This window comes from Bradyrhizobium sp., from assembly GCF_035935975.1.
Classification (GTDB): Bacteria; Pseudomonadota; Alphaproteobacteria; order Rhizobiales; family Xanthobacteraceae; genus Bradyrhizobium.
In genome coordinates this window covers 73,430-97,276 of record NZ_DASYWN010000006.1, presented here as the reverse complement: position 1 = coordinate 97,276, position 23,847 = coordinate 73,430, and the positions used below count along the sequence as shown (strand labels likewise).

Here is a 23,847-nt window from a genome sequence, read left to right as displayed (position 1 = left end):
GCTATCTGCGTGGCTCGTCTCATCCATCGGAGCCACGCATGCCTCCCGCCGTCCTCGCCCTCACCGCCGGTGCCTTCGGCATCGGCACCACCGAATTCATCATCATGGGCCTGCTGCTTCAGGTCGCCACCGACATGCACGTTTCAGTGCCGGTCGCGGGCCTGCTGATCTCCGGCTATGCGCTCGGCGTCTTCGTCGGCGCGCCGGTCCTGACGCTGGCGACACGGCGGATGCCGCGCAAAACGGTGTTGCTCGCGCTGATGGCGATCTTCACGCTGGGCAATGCGGCGTGCGCGCTGGCGCCGAACTACGAGCTCCTGATGGCCGCGCGGGTGCTGACCTCTCTTGCGCATGGCACGTTCTTTGGCGTCGGCTCGGTCGTCGCCACGAGCCTGGTCGCCGAGGACAAGCGCGCCTCCGCCATCGCCACCATGTTCATCGGTCTCACGGTCGCAACGCTGCTGGGCGTGCCGTTCGGCGCCTGGTTCGGCCTGATGCTCGGCTGGCGCGCGGCGTTCTGGGCGGTGACGGTGATCGGCGTGGTCGCCTTTGCCGTGGTGGCCGCGTTCGTGCCCGGCCATGTCGGCAACGGCGACAAGCCGATCTCGCTCGCTGAAGAGGTCGCCGTGCTCGGCCGGCCGCAGGTGCTGCTCGGCCTTGCCATGACCGTGTTCGGCTTCGCCGGCCTGTTCGTCGTGTTCACCTATATCCAGCCGATCCTGACGCGCTTCACCGGCTTTTCGGAAGCCGCAGTCTCGCCGATCCTGCTGGTGTTCGGCGCGGGCCTTGCGATCGGCAACGTCGCCGGCGGCAAGCTCGCCGACCGTGGTTTGGCACGCGCCCTGATCGGCACGCTTGCCGCGCTGGCCATCGTGCTGCTTGGTCTTGCCGCGGTGCTGTCGGTCAAGGTGCTGTCCATCGCGCTGATCCTGCTGCTCGGCATCGCCGCCTTCGCGACCGTTGCGCCGCTCCAGCTTCGGGTGCTGGAAGCCGCGGGGCCCAGCGGCCGCACGCTCGCTTCCAGCCTCAACATCGCCGCGTTCAATCTCGGCAACGCGCTCGGCGCCTGGGCCGGCGGCGTCACCATCGATCGCGGGCTCGGCCTCTCCGCGCTGCCGCTGGTTGCGGCCGGCATCACCGCGGTCGGCCTCGTGCTGGCGCTGTGGAGCCTCCGGCTCGATCGCACGACGGCCGCAGTTGCGGCCTGCCCGGCAGAATAAGGGAGCATGACCATGGAATATCGCAATCTCGGCGCTTCGGGCCTCAAGGTCCCCGTCCTCAGCTTCGGCACCGGCACGTTTGGCGGACAGGGCCCGCTGTTCTCGGCCTGGGGCCGCAGCGGAGCCGAGGAGGCACGCAGGCTGGTCGACATCTGTCTCGACGCCGGCGTCAATTTATTCGACAGCGCAGACGTCTACTCCAATGGCGCCTCCGAGGAGATTCTTGGCGCTGCCATCAAGGGCCGGCGCGACAAGGTGCTGATCTCGACCAAGATGAGCCTGCCGATGGGCGATGGTCCGCTCGATGCGGGCTCGTCGCGGCATCGGCTGATCGGCTCGGTCGATGCGGCGCTGCGACGGCTCGGCACCGATTATATCGACCTGCTCCAGCTCCACGCCTTCGACGCGTTTACGCCGATCGAGGAGGTGCTGTCGACGCTCGATACGCTCGTCCGCGCCGGCAAGCTGCGCTATGTCGGCGTCTCGAATTTCGCGGGCTGGCAGCTGATGAAGTCGCTCGCCATTGCCGACCGCAACGGCTGGCCGCGCCATGTCGCACACCAAGTCTATTATTCGCTGCTCGGCCGCGACTATGAGTGGGAGCTGATGCCGCTCGCGCGCGACCAGGGCGTCGGCGCGCTGGTCTGGAGCCCGCTCGGCTGGGGTCGGCTGACCGGAAAAATCCGGCGTGGTCAGCCGTTGCCGCAAGGGAGCCGCCTGCACGCGACCGCGCAGTTCGGCCCGCCCGTGGACGAGGCGCGGCTTTACGCGATCGTCGACGTGCTGGATGCGATTGCCGCGGAGACCGGTCGCACCGTGCCGCAGGTTGCGATCGCCTGGCTGCTGGCGCGTCCCACCGTCTCCTCCGTGATCATCGGTGCCCGCGACGAAGCGCAGCTGTGCGACAATCTCGGTGCCGTCGGCTGGTCGCTGAGCGCGGATCAGATCAAGCGCCTCGACGAGGTCAGCGCTGTGATGCCGCCTTATCCTTATTATCCCTATCGGATCCAGGAAGGCTTTGCCCGACTCAATCCGCCTCCGGTGTAAGGAAGATCAATAGAAGGCAGCGATCGCTGCGGCGATTCCTTGCGGAAGATTCGGCTCGCTCGTGAGCGTATCGATGAACACAGGGTCGTCGGCCACCGTGAGGCCATCCAGTTTGATCGGATGCAGCGGCTCGGGCGCCGCTGCCGCGGTGAGCTCCAGATCCGGGCCGGTCCGGACGCCGTTATATTCGAGCCGGGGGCGCAATTGGACATTGTTGCCGAACTGCTCGTCCAGTGCGAGACGCCAGCCGGGTCGCGACACCGTTCCGCTGGCGATGGCGGCGGACATGGCGATGCTATGCGGCTGCATCGTACCGAGATTGCCGAGCGCGGCGCGCAGGCGGCTCTTCGCTTCCGCCAGCGTGACCTTCTCGATTTCCGGGTCCTGATCGGGCGAGGAGAAGTCGATCACCCGTGCGCTGCTGCGGATGTTGAGGGCCTCGCCGCTTCCGCCCGCTTTTTGCATGGCGCCCTTCGTTCCATAGCGCGGCCGGCCCCCGATCGTGACCAGGACGATATCCTGCTCGCGCGATTTGATCAGATGGCTGTAGGGATCACCCGTCACGCCTTTCACGACGAGAAGATCGGCGAGCTTGCCCTTGGTGATCGTTCCCAGTTTCGCATCCCATTTGAGGATCGCGGCCGGATTGCGCGTCGCCATCGAGACGATGTCGTAGTCGCTGAAGCCGAGGTTGAAATGGGCGGACACGACCTTCGCCGCCTTCAGCTCGCCAAGGAGGTTTTTGCTGCCGGACGGCGACCAGTCCGAGCCGAGCGCGATGGTGAGACCTGCCGTGCGAGCGGCAACGACGTTGGTCGTCTTGCCGTACAGCAGCAGATTGCTCAGGGGGGACCAGACCACCTTGGCATGATTTTCGGCCATCGTTCCAAAGTCGGTCGCGTCGAGCGCCGTGCAGTGAATGCCGGCCAGCGACGGCTCGATCGCCCAATCGCCGGAGGAATTGCGCAGGGCCAGGAAGTGGCTGTGTGCCTTGGTGTCGATGCCCTCGCTCAGGTGCAGCAGGAAACACGACGACGATTTGAGCTCTTGATCGAACTTCGCCCAGTCCTCGGCGTCGATATCAGGAATCTTCGAATGGGCGCGCGGAAGATCGGGCGGGCTGCCGATCTCGGCGGCGCGCAACGCGCCCTTGTAGTATTTGTGGATCGTGCCGCTCCAGTTGGAGAGTGTGATCCCCTGACTCGTCGTCGTTCCTGCGACCATGCACTTGGCTTCGACGTAGCGGACCAGGGCCGGCAGCAGTGAGCCGTCGTCGGCGAGCGCGATTGCGCTCATGGGGCCTGTCACCGACGTCTTGTACGATTTGGCGTTCTGCCACTGGTCGCGATTGCCATAGAGCTGCGGCACGCGCCAGAGCGGCAGGACGTTGTAGCTGAGGTGATTATGCAGCTCGATCAGGCCGGGATAGATGGTGCCGCCCGTTGCGACCGGCGCGACGGCCTCGAAGCCCGCGGGGGCCGGCTGGCCCTTGGGTAGAATCGCGGCGATGCGATTGTCCTCGATGAAGACCGTCCCGCTGTTGATGACGTCGCCTTCGGCGGCCATCGTCACGATCCGCCCGTTCAGGGCCCATCGCTTCGGACTGGTGGCCGGGCTCATGGGATCACTCCGTCGGGAATGGTAATCGTGATCGTGCGCCGCTTGGTGGCCGCGTCGGCCCCCTGGCGCACGGCCCATGGCGTATCTCCTCGCATCCAGGCCGGCAGGCCGGCCGGAAGATCTCTCGCGATGATGTCGACGAGTTCGGATGGCTTGAAGGCATCGCCATACGGCACGAGCGTCGTCGGGACGTCGGGATGCTGGACCGCAGGCGCAAGCGCCGCGAGCGCGGCATTCCATTTGGTCAGCATGATCTTGGTGTTCGCTGCCTGCGTCGCGGCATCATGGGCGGAGCTTTCCGGCCAGGTCGGATGCGTGATGTGCTGATAGGCGAGGGTCTTGTAGGCCGCACCATCGGCGGTCTTCAGCCAGGCCTTCCAGGCCTCGTCCGCAAGGCCGCCGAGCGAGACGACGGCCTCGATATTGCCGGTTGCGAGCAAGGCCTTGAGCCATTTGTTGCGATACGCAACGATACCGGGGTCGTTCTTGTGCTTCGAGCCGCCGCTCTGCCCGTAAACGCTGTACAGGAAGGTGTTCACCATCACGTAGCTCTGCGTGATGCCGAGTTTTGCCAGGAAACCTTGCGTCCGGCGTCCCGCGGTGCCGACCAGAATTCTGCGCACGATCGTCTCGTGCTGCGCGGGATCCTGACCGACGACGAGCACGCGCGCTGATCCGTCGAGCCGGCCGCGATGGAAGATCGGGCCCCATTCGATCCGGAAATCGTGGGGATCGTAGGCTTCAGTTCCCGGATAGTCGGCGCATAGATCGCGAAAGGGGGGCTGATCGTATCCGCTGTCGAATTCCACGAGCATGGCAAATGCTCCAGTGCGTGGCTGTCGAAATAGCTGCGTCAAAAGCCTGATCGTTGCGCTGCAATCTCAGCGATGATCGGTTCCGCTGTTCAACCATTATGTGGGTCAAGAGAGCGCGGGCAAAGGTTCATGCAGCCCTCTCCTCTCGGACCGTGACAGAGCGTCGCGACCACGCGCCATGCAGAAACGCACTGTACACGGTCGCGTGACCTCCATAACCTCCGCGTCGCAATTGTTTTGGAGATGCGACGTGGCGAAGAAGACGGCGAGCAAAAAGAAAAGTGTTGCAAAGAAAGTAACGAAGACCTCGAGCAAGATGAGCACCCCCCGCAAGGGCGCCGTTGCAAAGGCGGCGAAGAAAGCAGCACCGCGCAAGCCGGCCGCGACGCGCCGTCCCAAGGGACCGATCTGGCAATGGTCCGCAGTCGACACTGCGGCTGCGATCCGCTCCGGCGCAATTTCAGCCGTCGAAACCGTCGAAGCGCATCTGGAGCGAATGCGCGCCGTCAATCCAAAGCTGAATGCGGTCGTCGTCGATCTCAGCGAGGAAGCGCTGAAGGCGGCGCATGCGGCCGACAAGCAGCGCGCCAAGGGCGGTGCGCTCGGCCTGCTGCACGGCGTGCCCATTACCATCAAGGAAAACGTCGACTACGAGGGCCGGCCGAACTTCAACGGCGTGCCCGCGAACAAGGACTATATCGCGCCTTCGGATTCGCCTGTCGTTCGCAACCTGAAGAAGGCCGGCGCGATCGTGATCGGGCTCACCAACACGCCGGAATTCTCCTTCCGCGGCTTCACCGACAATCCGCTGCACGGGCTGACGCTGAACCCGTGGGATCCCAACATCACCTGCGGCGGCTCATCGGGTGGTGCGGGCTCGGCGGTTGCCGCCGGCATCGGCACCATCGCCCATGGCAATGACATCGGCGGTTCGCTGCGCTGGCCAGCGCATTGCAATGGCGTTGCCACCATCAAGCCGACGCAAGGCCGCATCCCGGCCTTCAACGGCAGCGCAACAGCCGAGCGGCCGATGCTGGCGCATCTGATGTCGGCGCAGGGGCCACTCGCCCGCCACGTCGCCGACGTGCGCCTTGCGCTGGAGGTGATGAGCCAGCGCGATCCGCGCGATCCCTGGTGGGTGCCGGCGCCGCTGGCCGGGCCGAAGCCGAAAGGACCGATCAAGGTTGCGCTGGCCAAGATTCCCGACGACATGGACGTCGATCCCCAGGTCGCCGCGGCGCTACGCCAGGCCGCCGATCACCTCGAGCGTTCCGGCTACCGCGTGAGTGAGGTGGAGGTGCCCGACATCAACGGCGTCTGGCAGACCTGGTGCGACATCATCACCAACGAGACCATGGTGATGCAGGAGTCCGGGATGCTGAAGGTCACGTCGGAGGACTTCCACAAGGCGTGGAACGGCATGAAGACCAAGGCCAATGTGCTCGATCTCAAGGCCTGGATGCAGGCGACGGCGGCGCGCAACGGCCATATCCGCGCCTGGCAGCTGTTCTTCGAGGAATATCCGGTCGTGCTGGCGCCGACCACGGTCGGCCCGACGCCGGGTCCGCGCGACGACACGGTCAGCGCCGAGCGCGTGCAGGAGGTGTTCTGGGGCGGGATGCGCTTCATCTCCGCGATCAACGTGCTGGGCCTGCCCGGCGCGGTGGTGCCGGTGTCCGTGCATGAGGGCCAGCCGATCGGCGTGCAGTTGATCACCGGGCGCTACCGCGAGGATCTCGCGCTCGATGCCGCGGCGGCGATCGAGAAGCGCGCCGGCGTGCTCGCCCATCGCCTCTGGGAGACGATGGCCTGAACCAGTGCCCCAGGGCTTCGCGGCTCTCGCGCGAAGCCCGCCGCGGCGCAGCCGATCAGTTGGTCAGATGCGAGGCCGCGATCGCCTTTTGGAACAGCGCGTTCAGCGCGTCGGTGATGTTGGCATCGCTCGAGACCTCGTAATAATAGCCGGAGGTCGCACAGGCCTGCATCTTGGTCCCGATCGAGCTGCGCCATGGCGAAATATAGGTGGTGTACCAGCTGTTGTTGGTGATCGCGAGATAGGTGGTGTAGAGCACCGCGATCTTGACGCCGCGCGCCTTGATGGCGTCGCAGGTCGTCGTCGTCAGCGGCTCCTGGCACCGCCCCGACGAGGAGATCACGGTCTTGCTGCAGGTCGAGGGATAGTAGTAGTCCGCGACGCCGTCCGAGACGAAGAACAGCCATTTCTGCGGCGAGGACGAGGAGCCGTCGCCGGAGGTCGGAATCGTGGTGTTCATCGAGGACAGGGTGCCGTCGAAATCCGTGCACATGTCGTTGTTGTAGTTGTTATAGGGGATTGTCATCAGGTCGACGGCGGCAACCGCCGTCTTCACCGAAGAGAGGCTCGATGTGAGCGCCGAGATCGTGGTCAGGCCCATCGAGGCGCAATCGCTGCCCATGGTGTAGACTGCCATACGGTACTGGTTGCTGACGAGCTGGCTCGCGGTGGCCGTGTCCGTCAGCGACTGCGTCGCATCGCGCACGAGGTCGATCCGCATCTTGATGCCGAGCTTCTTGGCGATCGAGTAATAGCTGTTGGTCTGGAGCGTTTTCTTTGTGCTCGACGTGTAGGTGTCGTGGCAGGCGAATGCGCAACTGTCGGACGTGGCATTCTGCAGCTTTGTCATGTCGGCGGTGGTCGCGCCAAGCCCTTGCGACGGTGAATTGTCGAGTAGCACGTAGAAGTCGATGTAGGATGGCAGCGAGGCCGCGGCCGTCGAGCTGGCCGACACCCCAAGGGTCTTGTAGCCCACCAGTCCCATAAAATAGGTCGTCACGGTCGTCGTCGCCGATCCCGTGGCGGTCCGCGTGGTGACGCTGTCGGTCACGTTGATGTTGATCGAGGTCGTTGTCAGGCCGAGTGCGGACATTTGCCCCGTAAAGGCGTTCTTGGCATCAGTCTGCGCGGTCGACGCGCTCTTCGCGATCTCGGTCTTGGCGGTGGCGACGAGCACGGCGGTATCGAGCGCAGCGGCCAGCTTCGCTTTCGCTCGCGCGGCGAGGGAGTAGTCGACGGCGGCGCCGACGAAGGATAGCAACGGCACCAGTGCCAGCGCGAAGATGACGGCGATGTTGCCGCGTCGGTCGGAGACAAAGTGCGAGAGCAGGCGATGAGCATTCCTGGTTGCAGAGATCAAGCGAACGCATCCTGAGAACGAAAACGATGCGCGGACGCTAGCACCGCGGAGCTTACGCAAGAGTTGATCGCGATGCGAACATCCGTGTCGGTAGTGTTGCGGAGCGTGTCGCTGCCGAGAAGAAAACCCTGTAAAAATAGGCGATTCTGCGCACACGTAATTCAGCGAACTCCGTAGTATTCCGGGGCGCGGCTTCGCGCTTTCGTATCTGTGCACTCGACATGCACGGATGCCGCGTTGTGCAAGTGCGTGTCAGCTTCACGTCAGGGAAGGCGATATGAAGGATGATCGTTCGACCATCCCGCATGTCGACCGGCTGCAGCTCTTCGAGAACATCTTCGGCTTTATGCGGATCGCATGGGCATCGACCGAACGTCGGTACCGTCGCCACAAGATCCTGACGCCGACATGGTCCGTGTTGTTGAAGATCGTGGCTGCGATGGCGGCGCTTCTTCTCCACTGCGCGCGACGACATTTCGCGAAGCGAAGCGGGGTGGAGGTCATTGTCGGCGGAGGCGGGCCGCACGTCTAGCTTGCCCCATCCGGCGCGCTAGGAAACGCAATGACCCGCCAAGGCGCAGGACTTCATTAATCCAATTTAACTCGAATTTTAGCCAATTCACCAACAACCGTTAGGGTTACTTCCTCGATGTCTAGGCGAATTATTGTCCGCTTTACCACCCGCCTCTAACAGAGGGGCGGCGGACAACGCACATGCCTCATACAGGCCAATAAGTGCGGCCCGCTCCACGCGGAGGTGGCACGATGCGCAACGAGACGATCGCTATTCACGCCGGCTACGAGCCCGAAGCCACCACGCACGCGGTTGCGGTGCCGATCTACCAGACCGCGGCTTACGCCTTCGACAGCGCCGATCATGGCGCGGCGCTCTTCAATCTCGAGGCGGAAGGTTTTCGCTACAGCCGCATCGCCAATCCGACCAGCGCGGTGCTGGAGAAGCGCATCGCCCAGCTCGAGGGCGGTGTCGGTGCGCTCGCGGTTGCGACCGGACAGGCGGCGCTGCATTTCGCTTTCGTCAACGTCGCCGACCACGGCGGCAATATCGTGTCCGTGCCGCAGCTCTACGGCACCACGCACACGCTGCTGTCCCATATCCTGCCGCGCCAGGGCATCACGGGCCGTTTCGCCGAGAGCGACGCGCCGGACGCGATCGCAAAGCTGATCGACGAGAACACCCGCGCCGTCTTCGCCGAGACCATCGGTAATCCCGCCGGCAATGTCTGCGACATCGAGGCGCTGGCGAAAATCGCTCATGCCCATGGCGTGCCGCTGATCGTCGACAACACGGTCGCAACGCCGATCCTGCTCAAGCCGTTCGATTACGGCGCCGACATCGCCGTGCACTCACTGACCAAGTTCCTGGGCGGTCACGGCACCACGCTCGGCGGCGCCATCGTCGATTCCGGAAACTTCCCCTGGGCCAAACACGCCGATCGCTTCCCGGCCTATCACAAGCCGGATGCCTCCTATCACGGTCTCGTCTATGCCGAGCGTTTCGGCAGGACCGCCTATATCGAGCGCGCCCGCAGCGTCTATCAGCGCACCATGGGTTCGGTGCTGTCGCCGTTCAACGCCTTCCTGCTGCTCCAAGGCATCGAGACCGTGGCGCTGCGCATGGAGCGCCATGTCGAGAACGCCCGCAAGGTCGCCGAATTCCTGCGCAAGGACTCGCGCGTCGCCTGGGTCAATTACACCGGCTTCCCCGATAGCCCCTACTATCCGCTCGTCCAGAAATATCTCGACGGCAACGCCTCCTCGCTGTTCACCTTCGGCATCAAGGGCGGCATGGAAGCCGGCAAGACCTTCTACGATGCGCTGAAACTGATCACGCGCCTCGTCAATATCGGCGATGCCAAGTCGCTGGCCTGCCATCCCGCTTCGACCACGCACCGCCAGATGTCGGCGGAGCAGCAGCGTGCCGCCGGCGTGCTGCCGGAGACGATCCGGCTCTCGATCGGGATCGAGCATTCCGCCGACATCATCGAGGACATCGACCAGGCCTTGGAAAAGGCCTGTCCGTCGTCGCGCCTCCAGGCGGCGGAGTAGGCGACGTCCCCGATGACGATCCTGGTCGACAGGGATCAAGGCATATCGAGCCCGGCACTGGTGCCGGCCGAGGGGGACCTCGCGCGCGACCGCGGTGAGTTGACCATCGGGCTCATCAACAACATGCCTGATACGGCGCTGAAGGCGACCGAACGGCAGTTCATGAAGCTGCTCCAGGCTGCCGCGGGCCCGCGCCGCATCCGCTTCCACTGCTTCTCACTTCCGTCGGTGAAGCGCTCGCCGGAAGCGAAATGGCATGTCGAGAGCGAATATTCCGATCTTGCAGATCTCAAGCGTCAGCGATTCGATGGGCTGATCGTGACCGGCGCCGAGCCGGTCGCGCCCGAGCTCAATCAGGAACCGTACTGGCGCGACCTGACCGACCTGATCGACTGGGCGAAGGCCAACACGCGCTCGACGATCTGGTCATGCCTCGCCGCGCATGCCGCGGTGCTGCATCTCGACGGCATCGAGCGGCGGCGCCTGCCGGCCAAATGTCACGGCATCTTCGACTGCGAAGCCGTGACGAGCGATCCGCTGACGCACGCCACGCCGGCGCCGCTCAAGGTCTCGCATTCACGCCTGAACGAGATTGTCGAGAGCGACCTCGTCCCGGCCGGCTACGAGGTCCTGACCCGTTCGGCCCAGGCCGGCGTCGACGTTTTCACCCGGCAATATGCCAGCCGCTTCGTGTTCTTCCAGGGCCATCCGGAATATGACGCGCTGTCGCTTCAGCGCGAATATCTGCGCGACGTCGGCCGCTATCTCGCGCGCGAGCGCGAGAATTATCCGCTGCTGCCCGTGAGCTATTTTGACGCAGCGACGGAGGAGAAGCTGGCTCGCTTCGAGAAGCGGGTGCGGCACGAGCGCCATCCGGCGCTCAGCAACGACCTCCCCGCGCTGAATTTGCGCTCCGATATCGCCGCCGGCACGGCCGCAGCGGCGTTATTCCGGAATTGGCTGCAGTTTCTCGGCGCGGATGCCGATGCGTCGGTCCTGGCGCGATAGGCTCCAATTAGGACTAACGAAGTGTGAAGCTTGCCTCAAGCAGCGCACGAATGCTTGATTGGGCGAATCGGGGCAAACAGGAAGCGTGGTCGTGTTGTCGGCACTTCAGGGACGCGTGAGCAATCGGCTGGCCCGGCACTTTCGTGCCGCTCCGCATCGCTTGCCTGCGCATGCGCCGATGGTGAGCTTCACCTTCGACGACGCCCCCGACAGCGCCGCCGGCGAGGGCGCTTCGCTGCTCGAAACCCATGGCGGCCGCGGCACCTACTACATCGCCGGCAGCCTGATCGGCCGGCCGTCGGATCACTGGCATGGCCTGTCGAGCGACGCGATCGTGCGGCTTCACCGTGCCGGGCACGAGATCGCCTGCCACACTTTTTCGCACCAGAGCGCGGTCAATCTCGACGAGGCCGCCATGGCCCGCGAGATCGAGCGGAACCGCAGCCATTTCCGCGGCATCGATTCCTCGATCAGGCTCGAGAACTTCGCCTATCCCTATGGGATCGCTTCGTTCTGGCGCAAGCCGCAGCTCACCAAGGCGTTCCGTTCGGCGCGTGGCATCCTGCCCGGCGTCAATCGAGACGTCATCGACCTCCAGTTCCTGCGCGCCTCGCCGCTCGTGGATTGCGAGATCGACGCTGCCGGCGTCGACCGCTATTTCGACGAGGCGGTCGAGAGCGGCGGGTGGCTCATCTTCTACGGCCATGACGTCGTTAATGTGCCAAGCCCCTATGGCTGCACGCCAAACCTGATGCGCCACGCACTGGTAGCCGCCGGCAAGCGCAACATGCCGATTGTGACCGTTGCCGAGGCGCTGCGGCGAATCGGGGCGTAATCCCTCTTCCTTCTCCCTGGAGCGGAAGGCGGTGGCTTGCCGCGCGAACAGTCTTGCCACGCCAGCGCCAGCGTGCGACTGGCGTTGTGACGAATCCCACGGCCTCCCGACTCGCCCATGAACGCCCCTTCCACAGCTCCGCTGCCCGCGCCGGCCGATGGCCGCGACGCGCTGTCGGTGCTGCATTCGGTGTTCGGCCTGCCGGGTTTCCGTGGGGCACAGGGCGAGATCATCCGGCACGTCACCGGCGGCGGCAATTGCCTGGTGCTGATGCCGACCGGCGGCGGCAAATCGCTGTGCTACCAGTTGCCGTCGCTGCTGCGCGAAGGCTGCGGTATCGTGGTCTCGCCGCTGATCGCGTTGATGCGTGACCAGGTTGCGGGCCTGATCGAAGCCGGCGTCAACGCCGCCGCGCTGAACTCATCGCTGTCGTTCCAGGAAGCCTCCGACATCGAGCGGCGCCTGATCGCGGGCGATCTCGACCTGCTCTATGTCGCGCCGGAACGGCTGGTTACGCCGCGCTGCCTGTCGCTGCTGGCGCAGGCCAAGGTGGCGCTGTTTGCGATCGACGAGGCGCATTGCGTCTCGCAATGGGGCCATGACTTCCGCCCGGAATATGTCGGCCTCTCCATCATCGCCGAACGCTTTCCCGACGTGCCGCGCATCGCGCTCACCGCGACCGCCGACGAGCTGACGCGCAAGGAGATCGTCGAGCGCCTGCAGCTGGCCGATTCCCCGCAATTCGTCTCCAGCTTCGATCGCCCCAACATCCGCTACGAGATCGTCGACAAGCGCAACGCTGTCTCGCAGCTCAAGGAGTTCATCCGGGAACGCCATGCGGGCGATGCCGGCGTGGTCTATTGCCTGTCGCGCAACCGGGTCGAGGAGGTCGCCGCCGCGCTCGACGAGGCCGGTATCGCGGCGCTGCCCTATCATGCCGGTCTCGACGGCAGCGTGCGCTCACGCAACCAGGACCGCTTCCTCAACGAGGATGGCATCGTCATCGTCGCGACCATCGCCTTCGGCATGGGCATCGACAAGCCCGACGTGCGTTTCGTTGCTCATCTCGATCTGCCCAAGAGCATCGAGGCCTATTACCAGGAGACCGGGCGCGCCGGCCGCGACGGCAAGCCGTCTGCGGCCTGGATGGCCTACGGCCTGTCCGACATCGTGCAGCAGCGCCGCATGATCGACGAATCCAGCGGCTCCGATGACTTCAAGCGCGTGTCGATCGGCAAGCTCGACGCGCTGGTCGGGCTTGCCGAGACCGCGCAGTGCCGCCGCAAGCGGCTGCTCGGCTATTTCGGTGAGACGGTGGAGGCGGAGAATTGCGGCAATTGCGACAATTGCCTGACGCCGCCGAAGATGCGCGACGGCAAGGTGCTGGCGCAGAAGCTGCTGTCCTGCGCCTATCGCACCGGGCAGCGCTTTGGCGCGATGCACCTGATCGACGTGCTGATCGGGCGTCTGACCGAGAAGGTCACGCAGTTCGGCCATGACAAGCTCTCGGTGTTCGGTATCGGGCGCGAATTGAACGAGAAGCAATGGCGCACCGTGCTGCGGCAGCTGGTGGCGATGGGCCATCTGCAGAGCGACAGTGAAGCCTATGGCGCGCTGAAGCTGACGGAGACCGCGCGCGGCGTGTTGCGCGGGGAGACCGAGGTGTGGCTGCGCGAGGAGGTGCCCGGCACGCGCGTCCGCACCAGTCGCGCCAAATCCCGCCGCGGCGATCTCGCGCCGGCCGAGAGCGCGCCGCAAGGCGACGTCGATCCGGAATTGCGCGCGCGGCTGCGCTCCTGGCGCTCGGATGTCGCGCGCGAACGCGGCGTGCCGGCCTATGTCGTGCTGCACGATGCCACCATCGACGGCATCGTCCGCGCCTGGCCGACGACGCTCGACGAGCTGCGCAATGTGCCTGGTATCGGCGACAAGAAGCTCGAGCATTACGGCGAGGAGCTGTTGCAGATCGTCAGGACGCGGTAGGCGCGATCGCAGGTGCCGTAGCCCGGATGGAGCGCAGCGAAATCCGGGGCAGTCTTTCCATATCGTGTGTGAGTCCCGGATTACGCTGCGCTCCATCCGGGCTACGAAGAGAGGCGAGAGCCGTCCCGCCTCCCTTATCCTGATGCCTCAGCCGTTCCGAAATGCGTAACCGTAGCCGTTGAGAGCCGGCGCGCCGCCGAGATGAGCGTAGAGAATCTTTGCGCCCTTCTCGAAATGGCCCTTCTGGGTCAGGTCGATCAGGCCCTGCATCGATTTGCCTTCATAGACAGGGTCAGTGATCATCGCTTCGAGCCGCGCGGTGAGGCGGATCGCTTCCTTGGTCTCTTCCGACGGCACGCCATAGGCGGGGTAGGCGTAGTCCTCGATCAGCACGACGTCGTCTGCAACGATGTCCTTGCCGAGCTCGACGAGTTTTGCGGTGTTCTGCGCGATCGAGAGCACCTGCGCCTTGGTCTGCGCTGGCGTGAAGGAGGCGTCGATGCCGATCACCTTGCGGGCGCGGCCGTCGGCGGCGAAGCCGACCAGCATGCCGGCATGGGTCGAGCCGGTGACGGTGCAGACGATGATGTAGTCGAACTTGAAGCCGAGTTCCTTCTCCTGCTTGCGCACTTCCTCGGCGAAGCCGACATAGCCGAGCCCGCCATATTTGTGCACGGACGCGCCGGCGGGGATCGCGTAGGGCTTGCCGCCCGCCGCCTTCACTTCCTCGATCGCCTGCTCCCAACTCTTGCGGATGCCGATATCGAAACCGTCGTCGACGAGACGCACGTCCGCGCCCATGATGCGCGACAGCATGATGTTGCCGACGCGGTCATAGACGGCGTCCTCGTGCGGCACCCAGGCTTCCTGCACCAGGCGGCACTTCATGCCGATCTTGGCCGCCACCGCGGCGATCATGCGGGTGTGGTTGGATTGCACGCCGCCGATCGAGACCAGGGTGTCGGCGTTGGAGGCGATCGCATCGGGAATGATGTATTCGAGCTTGCGCAGCTTGTTGCCGCCATAGGCGAGGCCGGAATTGCAGTCCTCGCGCTTGGCATAGATCTCGACATTGCCGCCGAGGTGCTTTGACAGCCGATCCAGCTTCTCGATGGGCGTCGGCCCGAAGGTCAGCGGATAGCGCGCGAATTTTTCCAGCATGGTCAGGTCATCCCGATTGGCGTTGGTGCTGGCGTCTGCCTAGCATCGCCCCAGGAAAATGTGCTCTCGAATATTGCGCCCATATTGCGCGAGATATTGCGTGAATAGCGCCATCAGCTAATATTTCTTCCAGATATATCCAATCTGGCGGAAGTTTCTTCCATGGCCTCCCGGCTCGACCGCACCGACCTTAAGATATTGAGACTGCTGCAAAATAACGGTCGGCTCAGCAATGCCGAACTGGCCGAAACCGTCGCCATCAGCCCCGCCACCTGCCACCGCCGCACCCAGCGCCTGTTCGAGGACGGCTTTATCGCCGCCGTCCGCGCCATGGTCGCCCCCAAAAAGGTGGCGAAGGGCACGCTGGTCATGGTCGGCGTGGTGCTCGACCGCTCGACGCCAGAGAGCTTTGCCATCTTCGAGCAGGCGATCGCCAAGCTGAAATTCGTGCTCGACTGCCACCTCGTCGCCGGGGACTTCGACTATTTCCTGAAAATCCGCGTCGGCGACATGGAGGATTTCAACCGCATCCATGGCGAACAGCTCATCGCGCTGCCCGGTGTGCGCCAGACCCGCACCTTCTTCGTGATGAAGGAGGTCGTCGACAACGCGCCGCTGGAGTTCTGAGCCACAGCGTTTTCCAACGAAGTGGAATCCGATTCGCGTCATGGAAACGCGTCCAGCACACTTGATGCGCGATCCGCATCATGAGAGATTCGTCCGATGCAGACATTCCCCTTCCGCCACCCCAATCCGGCCGGGCCGGCCTATCGGCGCGGCTGGGTGGACGAGGCCGTGGCCGCGATCGAGGCCGACCAGTGCCGCACGGCCGACACGCATCTGATCCGGCTGATCGTGCCCGCGCTGTCAGGCATCGACATCTATCTGAAGGACGAGTCCACGCATCCGACCGGCAGCCTGAAGCATCGGCTGGCGCGCTCGCTGTTCCTCTACGCGCTCTGCAACGGGCACATCAGTGAAGGCACGCCCGTGGTCGAGGCGTCGTCGGGATCGACGGCGGTGTCGGAGGCCTATTTCGCGCAGATGATCGGCGTGCCCTTCTACGCCGTGATGCCGCGCACGACCTCGGCCGAGAAGATCGCCGCGATCGAGCATTACGGCGGCAACTGCCATCTGATCGACGACGGCCGCGCGCTCTATGCGGAAGCCGCCGCGCTCGCCGCCCGGCTGAACGGCCACTACATGGACCAGTTCACCTTCGCCGAGCGCGCCACCGACTGGCGCGGCAACAACAACATCGCCGAGTCGATCTTCACGCAATTGGCGGGCGAGCCGCGGCCGATCCCGGACTGGATCGTGATGGGCGCGGGCACCGGCGGCACCTCGGCCACCATCGGACGCTATTTGCGCTATCGCCAGTATCCGACACGGCTGTGTGTCGCCGATGTCGAGCATTCCGCTTTCTTCGATTGCTTCCGCGCGCAGGATCGCTCCCATGTTTGCGATCGTCCTTCGCTGATCGAGGGCGTCGGCCGGCCGCGCTGCGAGCCGTCCTTCGTGCCCGGCGTGGTCGATCGCATGATGAAGATTCCGGATGCGGCAACGATTGCGGCGATGAACGTGCTGTCGCGTCGGCTGCGCCGCCCGGTCGGCGGCTCCACCGGCGCCAACTTCCTGGCGCTGTGCCGCCTCGCATCGGAGATGCGACAGGCGAACGCAGCGGGATCGCTGGTGACTCTGATCTGCGATTCCGGCGAGCGTTACCGGCAGACTTATTACGAGCCCGCTTGGCTCGCAGCGCGCGGTCTCGATCCCGCGCCCGTCGAGGCGGCGTTGTCCTCATTCATCGAGACCGGACAGCCATTGGCGTTCGCGCTCGACGACGTCGTCAATCCGCAGGGCGCACGAAACGCCGAGGCGTCATAGACAACGTCTGCCCGGCATTTGCCAAATGGCACGGTCGTCACGGCAACTTCACTTGCCTTGCAAACGCATGCAGGTGACGGTTGCGTCTTCTCAACGAGGAGATCCTGCCGTGCGCCTTCCCATTCTCGATCCGAAAGACCTGAGTGCTGAGCAGAAGCCGCTCTATGACGACATGCAGGCTGGCATCAAGGACCACTTCAAGGGCTTTGTGAACATGCGCGAGGACGGCGCGCTGCTCGGGCCGTGGAATCCATGGATCCGCGAGCCGCGCTTCGGCGGGCCGGTGTGGGAGCTGGTCAAGGCGGTCGCGTCGAACCCGTTGCTGCCCGCGCCGGTGCGCGAGGTCGCGATCCTCGTCACAGGCTCGCATTTCCGCTCGGGCTACGAGCTCTATGCCCATGTGCTGGTGGCCGAGCAACGGGGCCTCTCCGACGAGAAGCTCGCGACCATCGTCGCCGGCCAGCGGCCGGTGGACCTCACCAAGCAGGAGGCGGTCGCCTACGACATGGCCTCGGCGCTGGTGAGTGGCGGCGTGCTGCCGGAGTTGACATATCGGGCCGCAGTGAAGGAGTTCGGCGAGCACGGCGCGGCCGAGCTGTCCTATCTCGTCGGCGTCTATTGCATGGTCTCGGTCACGCTGAACACGTTCGACGTACCGGTGCCGGATTAATTGCGCACGGCGTAGAGCGGCGTGCGCAACGTCACCTGGTAGGACGGCTTCGGCATCCATGCGATCTGCGCGGTGATGCCGAACAGGCGGTTGTCGTTGTCATCCATGCGGTCGAGGTCGAGCCGCAGGGTCGGCTGGGTGAAGGACTCCGCCAGCGTCCGGCCGGCGAGCCGGGCACCGCCGAAGGACTGCATGCCGAGGCGTCCGGTGAATTTCCAGTTGCTCGGCCATTGGTAATAGCCGCCGGCATAGAGGATCGTGTTCGGCCGGATGGTGGCGAACGGGTTGGCGATTGTGGTGTAGGTATATTGCATGCCGGCCAGCCAGCCGCGCGTCTCGTCCTCGTCGAGCGCGTAGTCGAATTCCAGGATATTGTTGAACGAGTTCGTCATGCCCGGCTCATTCGGCACCGACTGCGTCAGGGTCGATTGCAGCGTGATGGTCGGGATTTTTCCGCCGTTCTGCTGATAGAGGTCGGCCTGAACGCCGATGTTCCAGCTGGTGATGTCGAAGGACGACCAGCCGCCGCCGATATCCGTGGTCGAGCCCGACACGCCGCCATAGAGCGAGACGCGATCGCTGACGTCGACGGTCAGCGGCAGGTCGACGACGATGGATTTTGCCGCCGGCAAGCCATTCGGCAGCGTTGCGCCCCGTTGCGCCGCCAGTGCTTCGTACGCGGCCGACAAAGATGTGTTGCCGAAGCCGAGCCCGAGCGTGCCGGCGGGAATCGCCGCATAGATCGTGCGAAGATCGAGATAGATGTTCGGCACATCAGGCTTTGCCGGTTCGTCCTCTTCCGCGTCAGCAGCGAAGGCGGTCCCTGCCGACATCGCCAGGCACAGCAGTCCCATCGCGGCAGTGCGCAAAACCTGGCGATGCGATGGGCTGTGATGAGACACGTGACAATCCGACGCGGGGCGATTGGGTGACGAAACCGCGGCTAGATGGAACGTGATCGCCTGTGGGGTCAAGCGCGATCCGTAAACGATGGACTGTACGGGGGGGTACGGTTACCCTGCCGTGATTGCACTGACACATTCGCCGGCGAGAGTGCAGGCCGGACATTGGAAGGACAACAGCCATGAACACCTCACGCCGCGTCCTGCTCACGGGTCTGGCTGGGCTCGCTGTTGCTCCGACTGGCGTGTCTGCCGCCGTGCCTTCGGCCGAGCCCGGCGACGTGACCGTCGCGGAAGAACGCTTTGCGCGTACGATTGCAGCGGCGCATGCGCCTGATGTCACCTGCGCGCGACAGGCCGAGCGCTACGCGGATGCGCATTGGCCTGAATACGTCGTGGCAGCGAGGGCCGTGCTCGACGCGCGGGTCTGATTCGCCGCTTTATTTCTCCACCGCCCGCCGCACCTGCTCGCCGATCTGCGACAGCACGAGCTGCGCCTGCGGCAGGATCGCGCCCATGGCGTGGAAATTGTGGACCATGCCGTCGTGGCAGACATGCTCGACCGCGACGCCCGCGGCGAGCAGCTTGCGCGCATAGGCATTGCCTTCGTCGCGCATCGGATCGTATTCGGCGGTGTGGATGATCGCGGTCGGCAGGCCGCCAAGCCGGGTCGCGCGCAAGGGCGAGATGCGTGGATCGGCGGCGTCCAGGCCTTCGGGCAGATAGTCGGCGAGATCCGCCTCGATCGTGACGCGGTCGATCAGGTGGCCTTCGGCGAATTCCTGGCGCGAAGGCGAGGTCTCCTCGAAGTCCAGCACCGGGCAGATCAGGCATTGCGCGACGATCGAAAGGCCGGCGCTCCGCGTGGCCTCCTGGCATACGATCGCAGCCAGCGTGGCGCCGGCGGAATCGCCGCCGACCACGAGACGTTCGGCGTCGATGCCGAGGGCGAGAGCTTGTCGTGCCACCCATTCAGTGGCGGCGATCGCGTCCTCGACGGCGGCGGGATATTTATGCTCGGGCGCGAGGCGGTAATCGACCGAGACGAGGCGGCATCCCGTCACATGCGCCAGAGCGGCTGCGATGCGGTCGTGCGTCGCAATGCTGCCGGCGACCAGCCCGCCGCCATGAAAGAACACGAAGCCCGGCGCGCGCTCGCCCGCACTCGAGGGCGAGTAGAGGCGATAGGGAAGTTCGCCGCCAGGGCCGGGAAGGGTGCCGTCGGACGCGGTCACGTCGGGCGCCTCTGCGCGCGCGAACTGCATCAGCTTGGCCAGCGATTGTCGCCGTGCCTCCACGCTCGGCCGGCCCCGTCCCTGCGGCGCCGCCGCAGCCATCATGGTCAACAAACGCTTTGCGAGCGGATCGAGCGGCATGGGAAACTCCGTGACGTCCCCAGTATAACTGGTTTGGACGCAATATGGTCCTGCCTCTCTTTGGAGGGTGTCGAGCTGCCGCAGCAAATCGTTTAGAAATTGGGACAATAGTGCCCGGATATATTTACAGGGGAGGCCTGATATGGCCGAGATCAAGAAGCCCATCGAGTATTCGCCGAGCTGGACCTTCTTCGAGGGCAAATGGCACGACGGCAATGTACCGATCATGGGGCCGCGCACGCATGCGGCCTGGCTCGGTTCGGTCGTGTTCGACGGCGCGCGGGCGTTCGAAGGCGTCGCGCCCGATCTCGATCGTCACGTCGCCCGTGCCAATCAATCCGCGATCAATTTTGGCCTGAAGCCGGTGGTGGATGCCGGCACCTGGCTGACGCTCGCAACCGAAGGCATCGCGCGCTTTGGAGCCAATGCCGAACTCTATATTCGTCCGATGTACTGGGCGCAGAACGGTTCGGGCGGCGGCGTGCTGTTCGACCCTGAGACCACCAATTGGTGCCTGTGCATCTACGAGGCGCCGATGCCGAAACCCGTCGGTAACGCGATCACGCTGTCGCCCTTCCGCAGGCCCACTGCCGAATGCGCGCCAGTCGAGGCCAAGGCCGCCTGCCTCTATCCGAACAATTCGCGCGCGCTGGCGGAAGCCGCCTCCCGCGGCTTCCAGAACGCGCTGATGCTCGACATGCTCGGCAATGTCGCGGAGTTCGGCAATTCCAACGTGTTCATGGCCAAGGACGGCGTGGTGTTCACGCCGGTGCCGAACGGCACCTTCCTCAACGGCATCACGCGCCAGCGCGTCATCAGCCTGCTTCGCGGCGACGGCGTCACCGTGGTCGAGAAGACGCTGCGCTATGCCGACTTCCTCGCCGCCGACGAGATTTTCTCAACGGGTAATTTTGCGAAAGTCGCGCCGGTGATTCGCATTGATACCCGTGAGCTGAAGCCGGGACCGCTCTACACCAAAGCGCGAAAGCTCTATTGGGACTTTGCGCATGCGGTGAAGCTGGCGGCGTAGGGGCCGATCACTCTCATAGCGAGCACCTTCGCGCCAAGTACTCCACTGTCATCGCCCGACTTGATCGGGCGATCCAGTATTCCAGAGGCCGTTGTGATTCCTCGATAGGCCGCGGCGTACTGGGTGCCCCGGTCAAGCCGGGGCATGACACCTGTTCTGGCGGCTTCTTCCTAGCGGCTTCGTCTAAACCGGCTGAACTGAAACGCCTGCGTCGAATGCCACGGCGTGTGGTGCGTCTCGCTCCGCGTCTCGACCAGCTCGAACTCCGGCCCAAGCTCCGCCGCAAGGCTCGCGCTGTCATGCCGCTGCACCGGCAGGCCGCTGCATTTCTCCGGACCGTCGGGCGCAAACGTCGCGATGATGATGTGGCCGCCGGGCGCGACCGCCGACCGCAGGCGGTCGACGTAAGCGGCTCTGTCTCCCGGATCGGTCAGGAAGTGAAACGCCGCGCGATCGTGCCAGACATCGTAGGTCTTGGCCGGCTGCCATGCCGTGGCATCGGCCACGATCCAGTCGATCGTTGATGCGGCCCGGCCTAGTCGCTTCTTCGCAGCGTCGAGCGCGTTGGCGGAGAGATCCAGCACCGCGATATCGCGATATCCGTCCTGGAGCAGCGCATCGACCAGCCGCGACGCGCCGCCGCCGATATCGATGATGGCCGCGCGATGATCCGGATTGGCCGCGCGAATCATGTCGAGCGAGATCGCCGGGCTGTCCTGAAACCAGCTGACCTCGGCCTCGCCCTTGGTGGCGTAGACGTGGTCCCAATGGGTGGTGCGGTCGGACATCACGCACGTCCTGCGTGTCGAACCGTCATCCTGAAGTGCCGAGGCGGAGGCCTCGAAGGATCAACGGGGCTAATGCTGCTCAGGAAGAAATGGCAGCGGTGCGCGCAATTGCCATTCGCGCGTCCGCCGCATGCGGACGCGCCGGTCTGCGCCAAAGACCTACTCGTCCTTTTTCGACATCCGCTCGAGGCGTTCCTGCATTTCCTTCATCTGCTGGCGCAGATCGTCGATGTTGCTGTCCTTCGGCGCCTCGGTGCTTGCGTCGGGCTCCGGCTCCGAATTGGTCGAGCGTGCCTGCGGCGCAAACGGCTTGAACATCGAGAAGGTCTGCTGGAACAGCTCCATGTTGCGGCGGACCTGTTCTTCCAGCGGCGCGAAGGGCGTGCCGGAGAGCGTGTTGGCGATCTGCTTGCGGAACTTCTCCTGCTCCTGCGTCAGCGTCGCGATCGACTGCTCCAGATATTTCGGCACCACCATCTGCATGCTGTCGCCGTAGAAGCGGATCAGCTGGCGCAGGAAGGTGGTCGGCAGGAGATTCTGGCCCGCCTTGTTCTCCTGCTCGAAGATGATCTGGGCGAGCACGGAGCGGGTGATGTCGTCGCCGGTCTTGGCGTCATAGACCAGGAAATCTTCGCCGTCCTTGACCATGGCGGCGAGGTCTTCCAGCGTCACGTAGGTGCTCGTTCCGGTGTTATAGAGCCGGCGGTTCGCGTATTTCTTGATCGTGGTGGGTTGGTCTGATTTCGCCATGGGCTCTCACTTGCAAACGCTGAGAACGGGAACCTGCCGGGCTATGCCGCAGGGCGGGAAGAGTACGCAACGCAACAAAATAAGCATTTTCAAAGGGCTCACGCTACCGTTTTGTGCGGCACGGTTAATCGCAGAGCAAAATCTTGCTTGCGAAAGCGCCAAGAACGCTATTTTGAATGCGCTGCGGCATGGATTCGGTCACCGGCCGATTGACATGCCGCAATGACGTTAACAGGATGCCTGACGAGACTGACGGGCCATTTCCCAACGCCCGCCTGCCCCTTTTCAGAACCTCAAGCCCCAGGAGATGCCCATGTCAGACGATGTCGTCATCGTCAGCGCCGCCCGCACCCCGGTCGGAAGCTTCAACGGAGCCTTCGCGACCCTTCCCGCCCACGACCTCGGCGCCATCGCCATCAAGGCGGCGCTGGAGCGCGGTGGCATCGAGCCCGGCCGGGTCTCGGAAGTCATCATGGGTCAGATCCTGACCGCGGCCCAGGGCCAGAACCCGGCCCGCCAGGCCTCGATCCTGGCCGGCATCCCGGTGGAGAGCCCGGCCTGGGGCGTCAACCAGCTTTGCGGCTCGGGCCTGCGCACGGTCGCGCTCGGCTACCAGGCCCTGCTCAACGGCGATTCCGAGATCGTGGTCGCCGGCGGCCAGGAGTCCATGAGCATGGCTCCGCACGCCCAGCACCTGCGCGGCGGCGTCAAGATGGGCGGCCTCGAACTGGTCGACACCATGATCAAGGACGGCCTGTGGGATGCCTTCAACGGCTACCACATGGGCAACACCGCCGAGAACGTCGCGCGGCAGTGGCAGATCACCCGCGCCCAGCAGGACGAGTTCGCGGTCGCGTCGCAGCAGAAGGCCGAAGCGGCTCAGAAGGCCGGCAAGTTCAACGACGAGATCGTCCCGGTCACCATCAAGACCCGCAAGGGCGACATCGTCGTCAGCGCCGACGAATATCCGCGTCATGGCGCCACGCTCGATGCGATGGCCAAGCTCAAGCCCGCCTTCGAGAAGGACGGCACGGTCACCGCGGGCTCGGCCTCGGGCATCAATGACGGCGCTGCCGCCGTGGTGCTGATGACGGCCAAGCAGGCCGCCAAGGAAGGCAAGAAGCCGCTCGCGCGCATCGTGTCCTGGGCGCAGGCCGGCGTCGATCCGAAGATCATGGGCTCGGGCCCGATCCCGGCCTCGCGCGCCGCGCTGAAGAAGGCCGGCTGGAATGTCGGTGATCTCGACCTGGTCGAGGCCAACGAGGCTTTTGCGGCGCAGGCTTGCGCCGTCAACAAGGACCTCGGCTGGGATACTTCGAAGGTCAACGTCAACGGTGGCGCGATCGCGATCGGCCATCCGGTCGGTGCTTCCGGCGCACGCGTGCTGGTGACCTTGCTGCACGAGATGCAGAAGCGCGACGCGAAGAAGGGCCTTGCCACGCTGTGCATCGGCGGCGGCATGGGCATCGCGATGTGTCTGGCGCGCGACTGAAATTGCTGACGCGCGGCTGACGG

22 protein-coding genes are annotated in these 23,847 nt (G+C 64.6%); 14 read left to right on the top strand and 8 right to left on the bottom strand.

Annotated elements, in window-relative coordinates; translation table 11 throughout:
* The first annotated feature begins 38 nt into the window (after window positions 1-38).
* Both VGR99_RS01365 and VGR99_RS01360 read left to right on the top strand, forming a co-directional pair.
* A complete protein-coding gene (locus VGR99_RS01365; RefSeq protein ID WP_326896500.1) occupies window positions 39-1,220 on the top strand; it encodes an MFS transporter in 1,182 nt (393 codons plus the stop codon).
* Window positions 1,221-1,232: 12 nt separating this feature from the next.
* Window positions 1,233-2,267, top strand: coding sequence for an aldo/keto reductase (locus tag VGR99_RS01360; protein WP_326896499.1), 1,035 nt, complete (start codon window positions 1,233-1,235; stop codon window positions 2,265-2,267).
* A gap of 6 nt (window positions 2,268-2,273) precedes the next feature.
* On the opposite strand, the gene VGR99_RS01355 is transcribed toward VGR99_RS01360, so the two are convergent.
* Both VGR99_RS01355 and VGR99_RS01350 read right to left on the bottom strand, forming a co-directional pair.
* A complete protein-coding gene (locus tag VGR99_RS01355; protein WP_326896498.1) occupies window positions 2,274-3,887 on the bottom strand; it encodes an amidohydrolase family protein in 1,614 nt (537 codons plus the stop codon).
* On the bottom strand, window positions 3,884-4,702 hold the full coding sequence (locus VGR99_RS01350) for a uracil-DNA glycosylase family protein (RefSeq protein WP_326896497.1): 819 nt from the start codon (window positions 4,700-4,702) through the stop codon (window positions 3,884-3,886). The genes VGR99_RS01355 and VGR99_RS01350 overlap by 4 nt, the downstream gene beginning before the upstream one ends.
* 250 nt (window positions 4,703-4,952) lie before the next feature.
* Between VGR99_RS01350 and VGR99_RS01345 the strand changes: the two genes are divergently transcribed.
* Window positions 4,953-6,515, top strand: coding sequence for an amidase family protein (locus VGR99_RS01345; RefSeq protein WP_326896496.1), 1,563 nt, complete (start codon window positions 4,953-4,955; stop codon window positions 6,513-6,515).
* A gap of 55 nt (window positions 6,516-6,570) precedes the next feature.
* Here the strand turns inward: VGR99_RS01345 and VGR99_RS01340 are convergent, their stop codons facing one another.
* Complete coding sequence (locus VGR99_RS01340; protein ID WP_326896495.1) at window positions 6,571-7,875, bottom strand: TadE/TadG family type IV pilus assembly protein; 1,305 nt, start codon at window positions 7,873-7,875, stop codon at window positions 6,571-6,573.
* Window positions 7,876-8,152: 277 nt separating this feature from the next.
* Between VGR99_RS01340 and VGR99_RS01335 the strand changes: the two genes are divergently transcribed.
* The 5 genes from VGR99_RS01335 (at window position 8,153) to recQ (ending at window position 13,768) form a co-directional block, all read left to right on the top strand.
* Complete coding sequence (locus VGR99_RS01335; RefSeq protein ID WP_326896494.1) at window positions 8,153-8,407, top strand: hypothetical protein; 255 nt, start codon at window positions 8,153-8,155, stop codon at window positions 8,405-8,407.
* 233 nt (window positions 8,408-8,640) lie between these two features.
* A complete protein-coding gene (locus tag VGR99_RS01330; RefSeq protein WP_326896493.1) occupies window positions 8,641-9,942 on the top strand; it encodes an O-acetylhomoserine aminocarboxypropyltransferase/cysteine synthase family protein in 1,302 nt (433 codons plus the stop codon).
* Window positions 9,943-9,954: 12 nt separating this feature from the next.
* Window positions 9,955-10,950: a homoserine O-succinyltransferase MetA gene (gene metA / locus VGR99_RS01325; RefSeq protein WP_326896492.1), complete on the top strand. Its 996-nt coding sequence runs from the start codon at window positions 9,955-9,957 to the stop codon at window positions 10,948-10,950.
* 91 nt (window positions 10,951-11,041) lie between these two features.
* A complete protein-coding gene (locus tag VGR99_RS01320) occupies window positions 11,042-11,785 on the top strand; it encodes a polysaccharide deacetylase family protein (RefSeq protein ID WP_326896491.1) in 744 nt (247 codons plus the stop codon).
* A 117-nt stretch (window positions 11,786-11,902) separates the two neighbouring features.
* On the top strand, window positions 11,903-13,768 hold the full coding sequence (gene recQ, locus VGR99_RS01315; protein ID WP_326896490.1) for a DNA helicase RecQ: 1,866 nt from the start codon (window positions 11,903-11,905) through the stop codon (window positions 13,766-13,768).
* Between the two features lie 147 nt (window positions 13,769-13,915).
* Here the strand turns inward: recQ and VGR99_RS01310 are convergent, their stop codons facing one another.
* Window positions 13,916-14,929, bottom strand: a complete 1,014-nt coding sequence (locus VGR99_RS01310; protein ID WP_326896489.1) for a 1-aminocyclopropane-1-carboxylate deaminase — start codon at window positions 14,927-14,929, stop codon at window positions 13,916-13,918.
* Window positions 14,930-15,091: 162 nt separating this feature from the next.
* Here VGR99_RS01310 and VGR99_RS01305 point away from each other — a divergent pair, with 162 nt between their 5' ends.
* The 3 genes from VGR99_RS01305 (at window position 15,092) to VGR99_RS01295 (ending at window position 17,486) form a co-directional block, all read left to right on the top strand.
* Window positions 15,092-15,556 carry an Lrp/AsnC family transcriptional regulator gene (locus VGR99_RS01305; protein ID WP_326896488.1) on the top strand — a complete coding sequence of 155 codons (465 nt, stop codon included), beginning with the start codon at window positions 15,092-15,094 and terminating at the stop codon, window positions 15,554-15,556.
* A gap of 96 nt (window positions 15,557-15,652) precedes the next feature.
* Window positions 15,653-16,816, top strand: a complete 1,164-nt coding sequence (locus tag VGR99_RS01300) for a PLP-dependent cysteine synthase family protein (RefSeq protein ID WP_326896487.1) — start codon at window positions 15,653-15,655, stop codon at window positions 16,814-16,816.
* Window positions 16,817-16,925: 109 nt separating this feature from the next.
* Window positions 16,926-17,486, top strand: a complete 561-nt coding sequence (locus VGR99_RS01295; protein ID WP_326896486.1) for a carboxymuconolactone decarboxylase family protein — start codon at window positions 16,926-16,928, stop codon at window positions 17,484-17,486.
* Here the strand turns inward: VGR99_RS01295 and VGR99_RS01290 are convergent.
* Entirely contained in the window at window positions 17,483-18,355 is an 873-nt protein-coding gene (locus VGR99_RS01290; protein WP_326896598.1) for a hypothetical protein, read from the bottom strand. The genes VGR99_RS01295 and VGR99_RS01290 overlap by 4 nt on opposite strands.
* A gap of 215 nt (window positions 18,356-18,570) precedes the next feature.
* On the opposite strand from VGR99_RS01290, the gene VGR99_RS01285 reads away from it, so the two are divergent.
* On the top strand, window positions 18,571-18,819 hold the full coding sequence (locus VGR99_RS01285; protein WP_326896485.1) for a hypothetical protein: 249 nt from the start codon (window positions 18,571-18,573) through the stop codon (window positions 18,817-18,819).
* A 9-nt stretch (window positions 18,820-18,828) separates the two neighbouring features.
* On the opposite strand, the gene VGR99_RS01280 is transcribed toward VGR99_RS01285, so the two are convergent.
* Window positions 18,829-19,764: an alpha/beta hydrolase gene (locus VGR99_RS01280; protein ID WP_326896484.1), complete on the bottom strand. Its 936-nt coding sequence runs from the start codon at window positions 19,762-19,764 to the stop codon at window positions 18,829-18,831.
* A 142-nt stretch (window positions 19,765-19,906) separates the two neighbouring features.
* On the opposite strand from VGR99_RS01280, the gene VGR99_RS01275 reads away from it, so the two are divergent.
* Window positions 19,907-20,794 (top strand): branched-chain amino acid aminotransferase, encoded by an 888-nt coding sequence (locus VGR99_RS01275; protein WP_326896483.1) that lies wholly within the window; start codon window positions 19,907-19,909, stop codon window positions 20,792-20,794.
* Between the two features lie 170 nt (window positions 20,795-20,964).
* Here VGR99_RS01275 and VGR99_RS01270 read toward each other — a convergent pair whose 3' ends face one another.
* Both VGR99_RS01270 and phaR read right to left on the bottom strand, forming a co-directional pair.
* A complete protein-coding gene (locus VGR99_RS01270) occupies window positions 20,965-21,582 on the bottom strand; it encodes a class I SAM-dependent methyltransferase (RefSeq protein ID WP_326896482.1) in 618 nt (205 codons plus the stop codon).
* A 159-nt stretch (window positions 21,583-21,741) separates the two neighbouring features.
* Entirely contained in the window at window positions 21,742-22,332 is a 591-nt protein-coding gene (phaR, locus tag VGR99_RS01265; RefSeq protein WP_326896481.1) for a polyhydroxyalkanoate synthesis repressor PhaR, read from the bottom strand.
* Between the two features lie 313 nt (window positions 22,333-22,645).
* Between phaR and VGR99_RS01260 the strand changes: the two genes are divergently transcribed.
* Window positions 22,646-23,824, top strand: coding sequence for an acetyl-CoA C-acetyltransferase (locus VGR99_RS01260; RefSeq protein WP_326896480.1), 1,179 nt, complete (start codon window positions 22,646-22,648; stop codon window positions 23,822-23,824).
* Window positions 23,825-23,847: the final 23 nt, after the last annotated feature.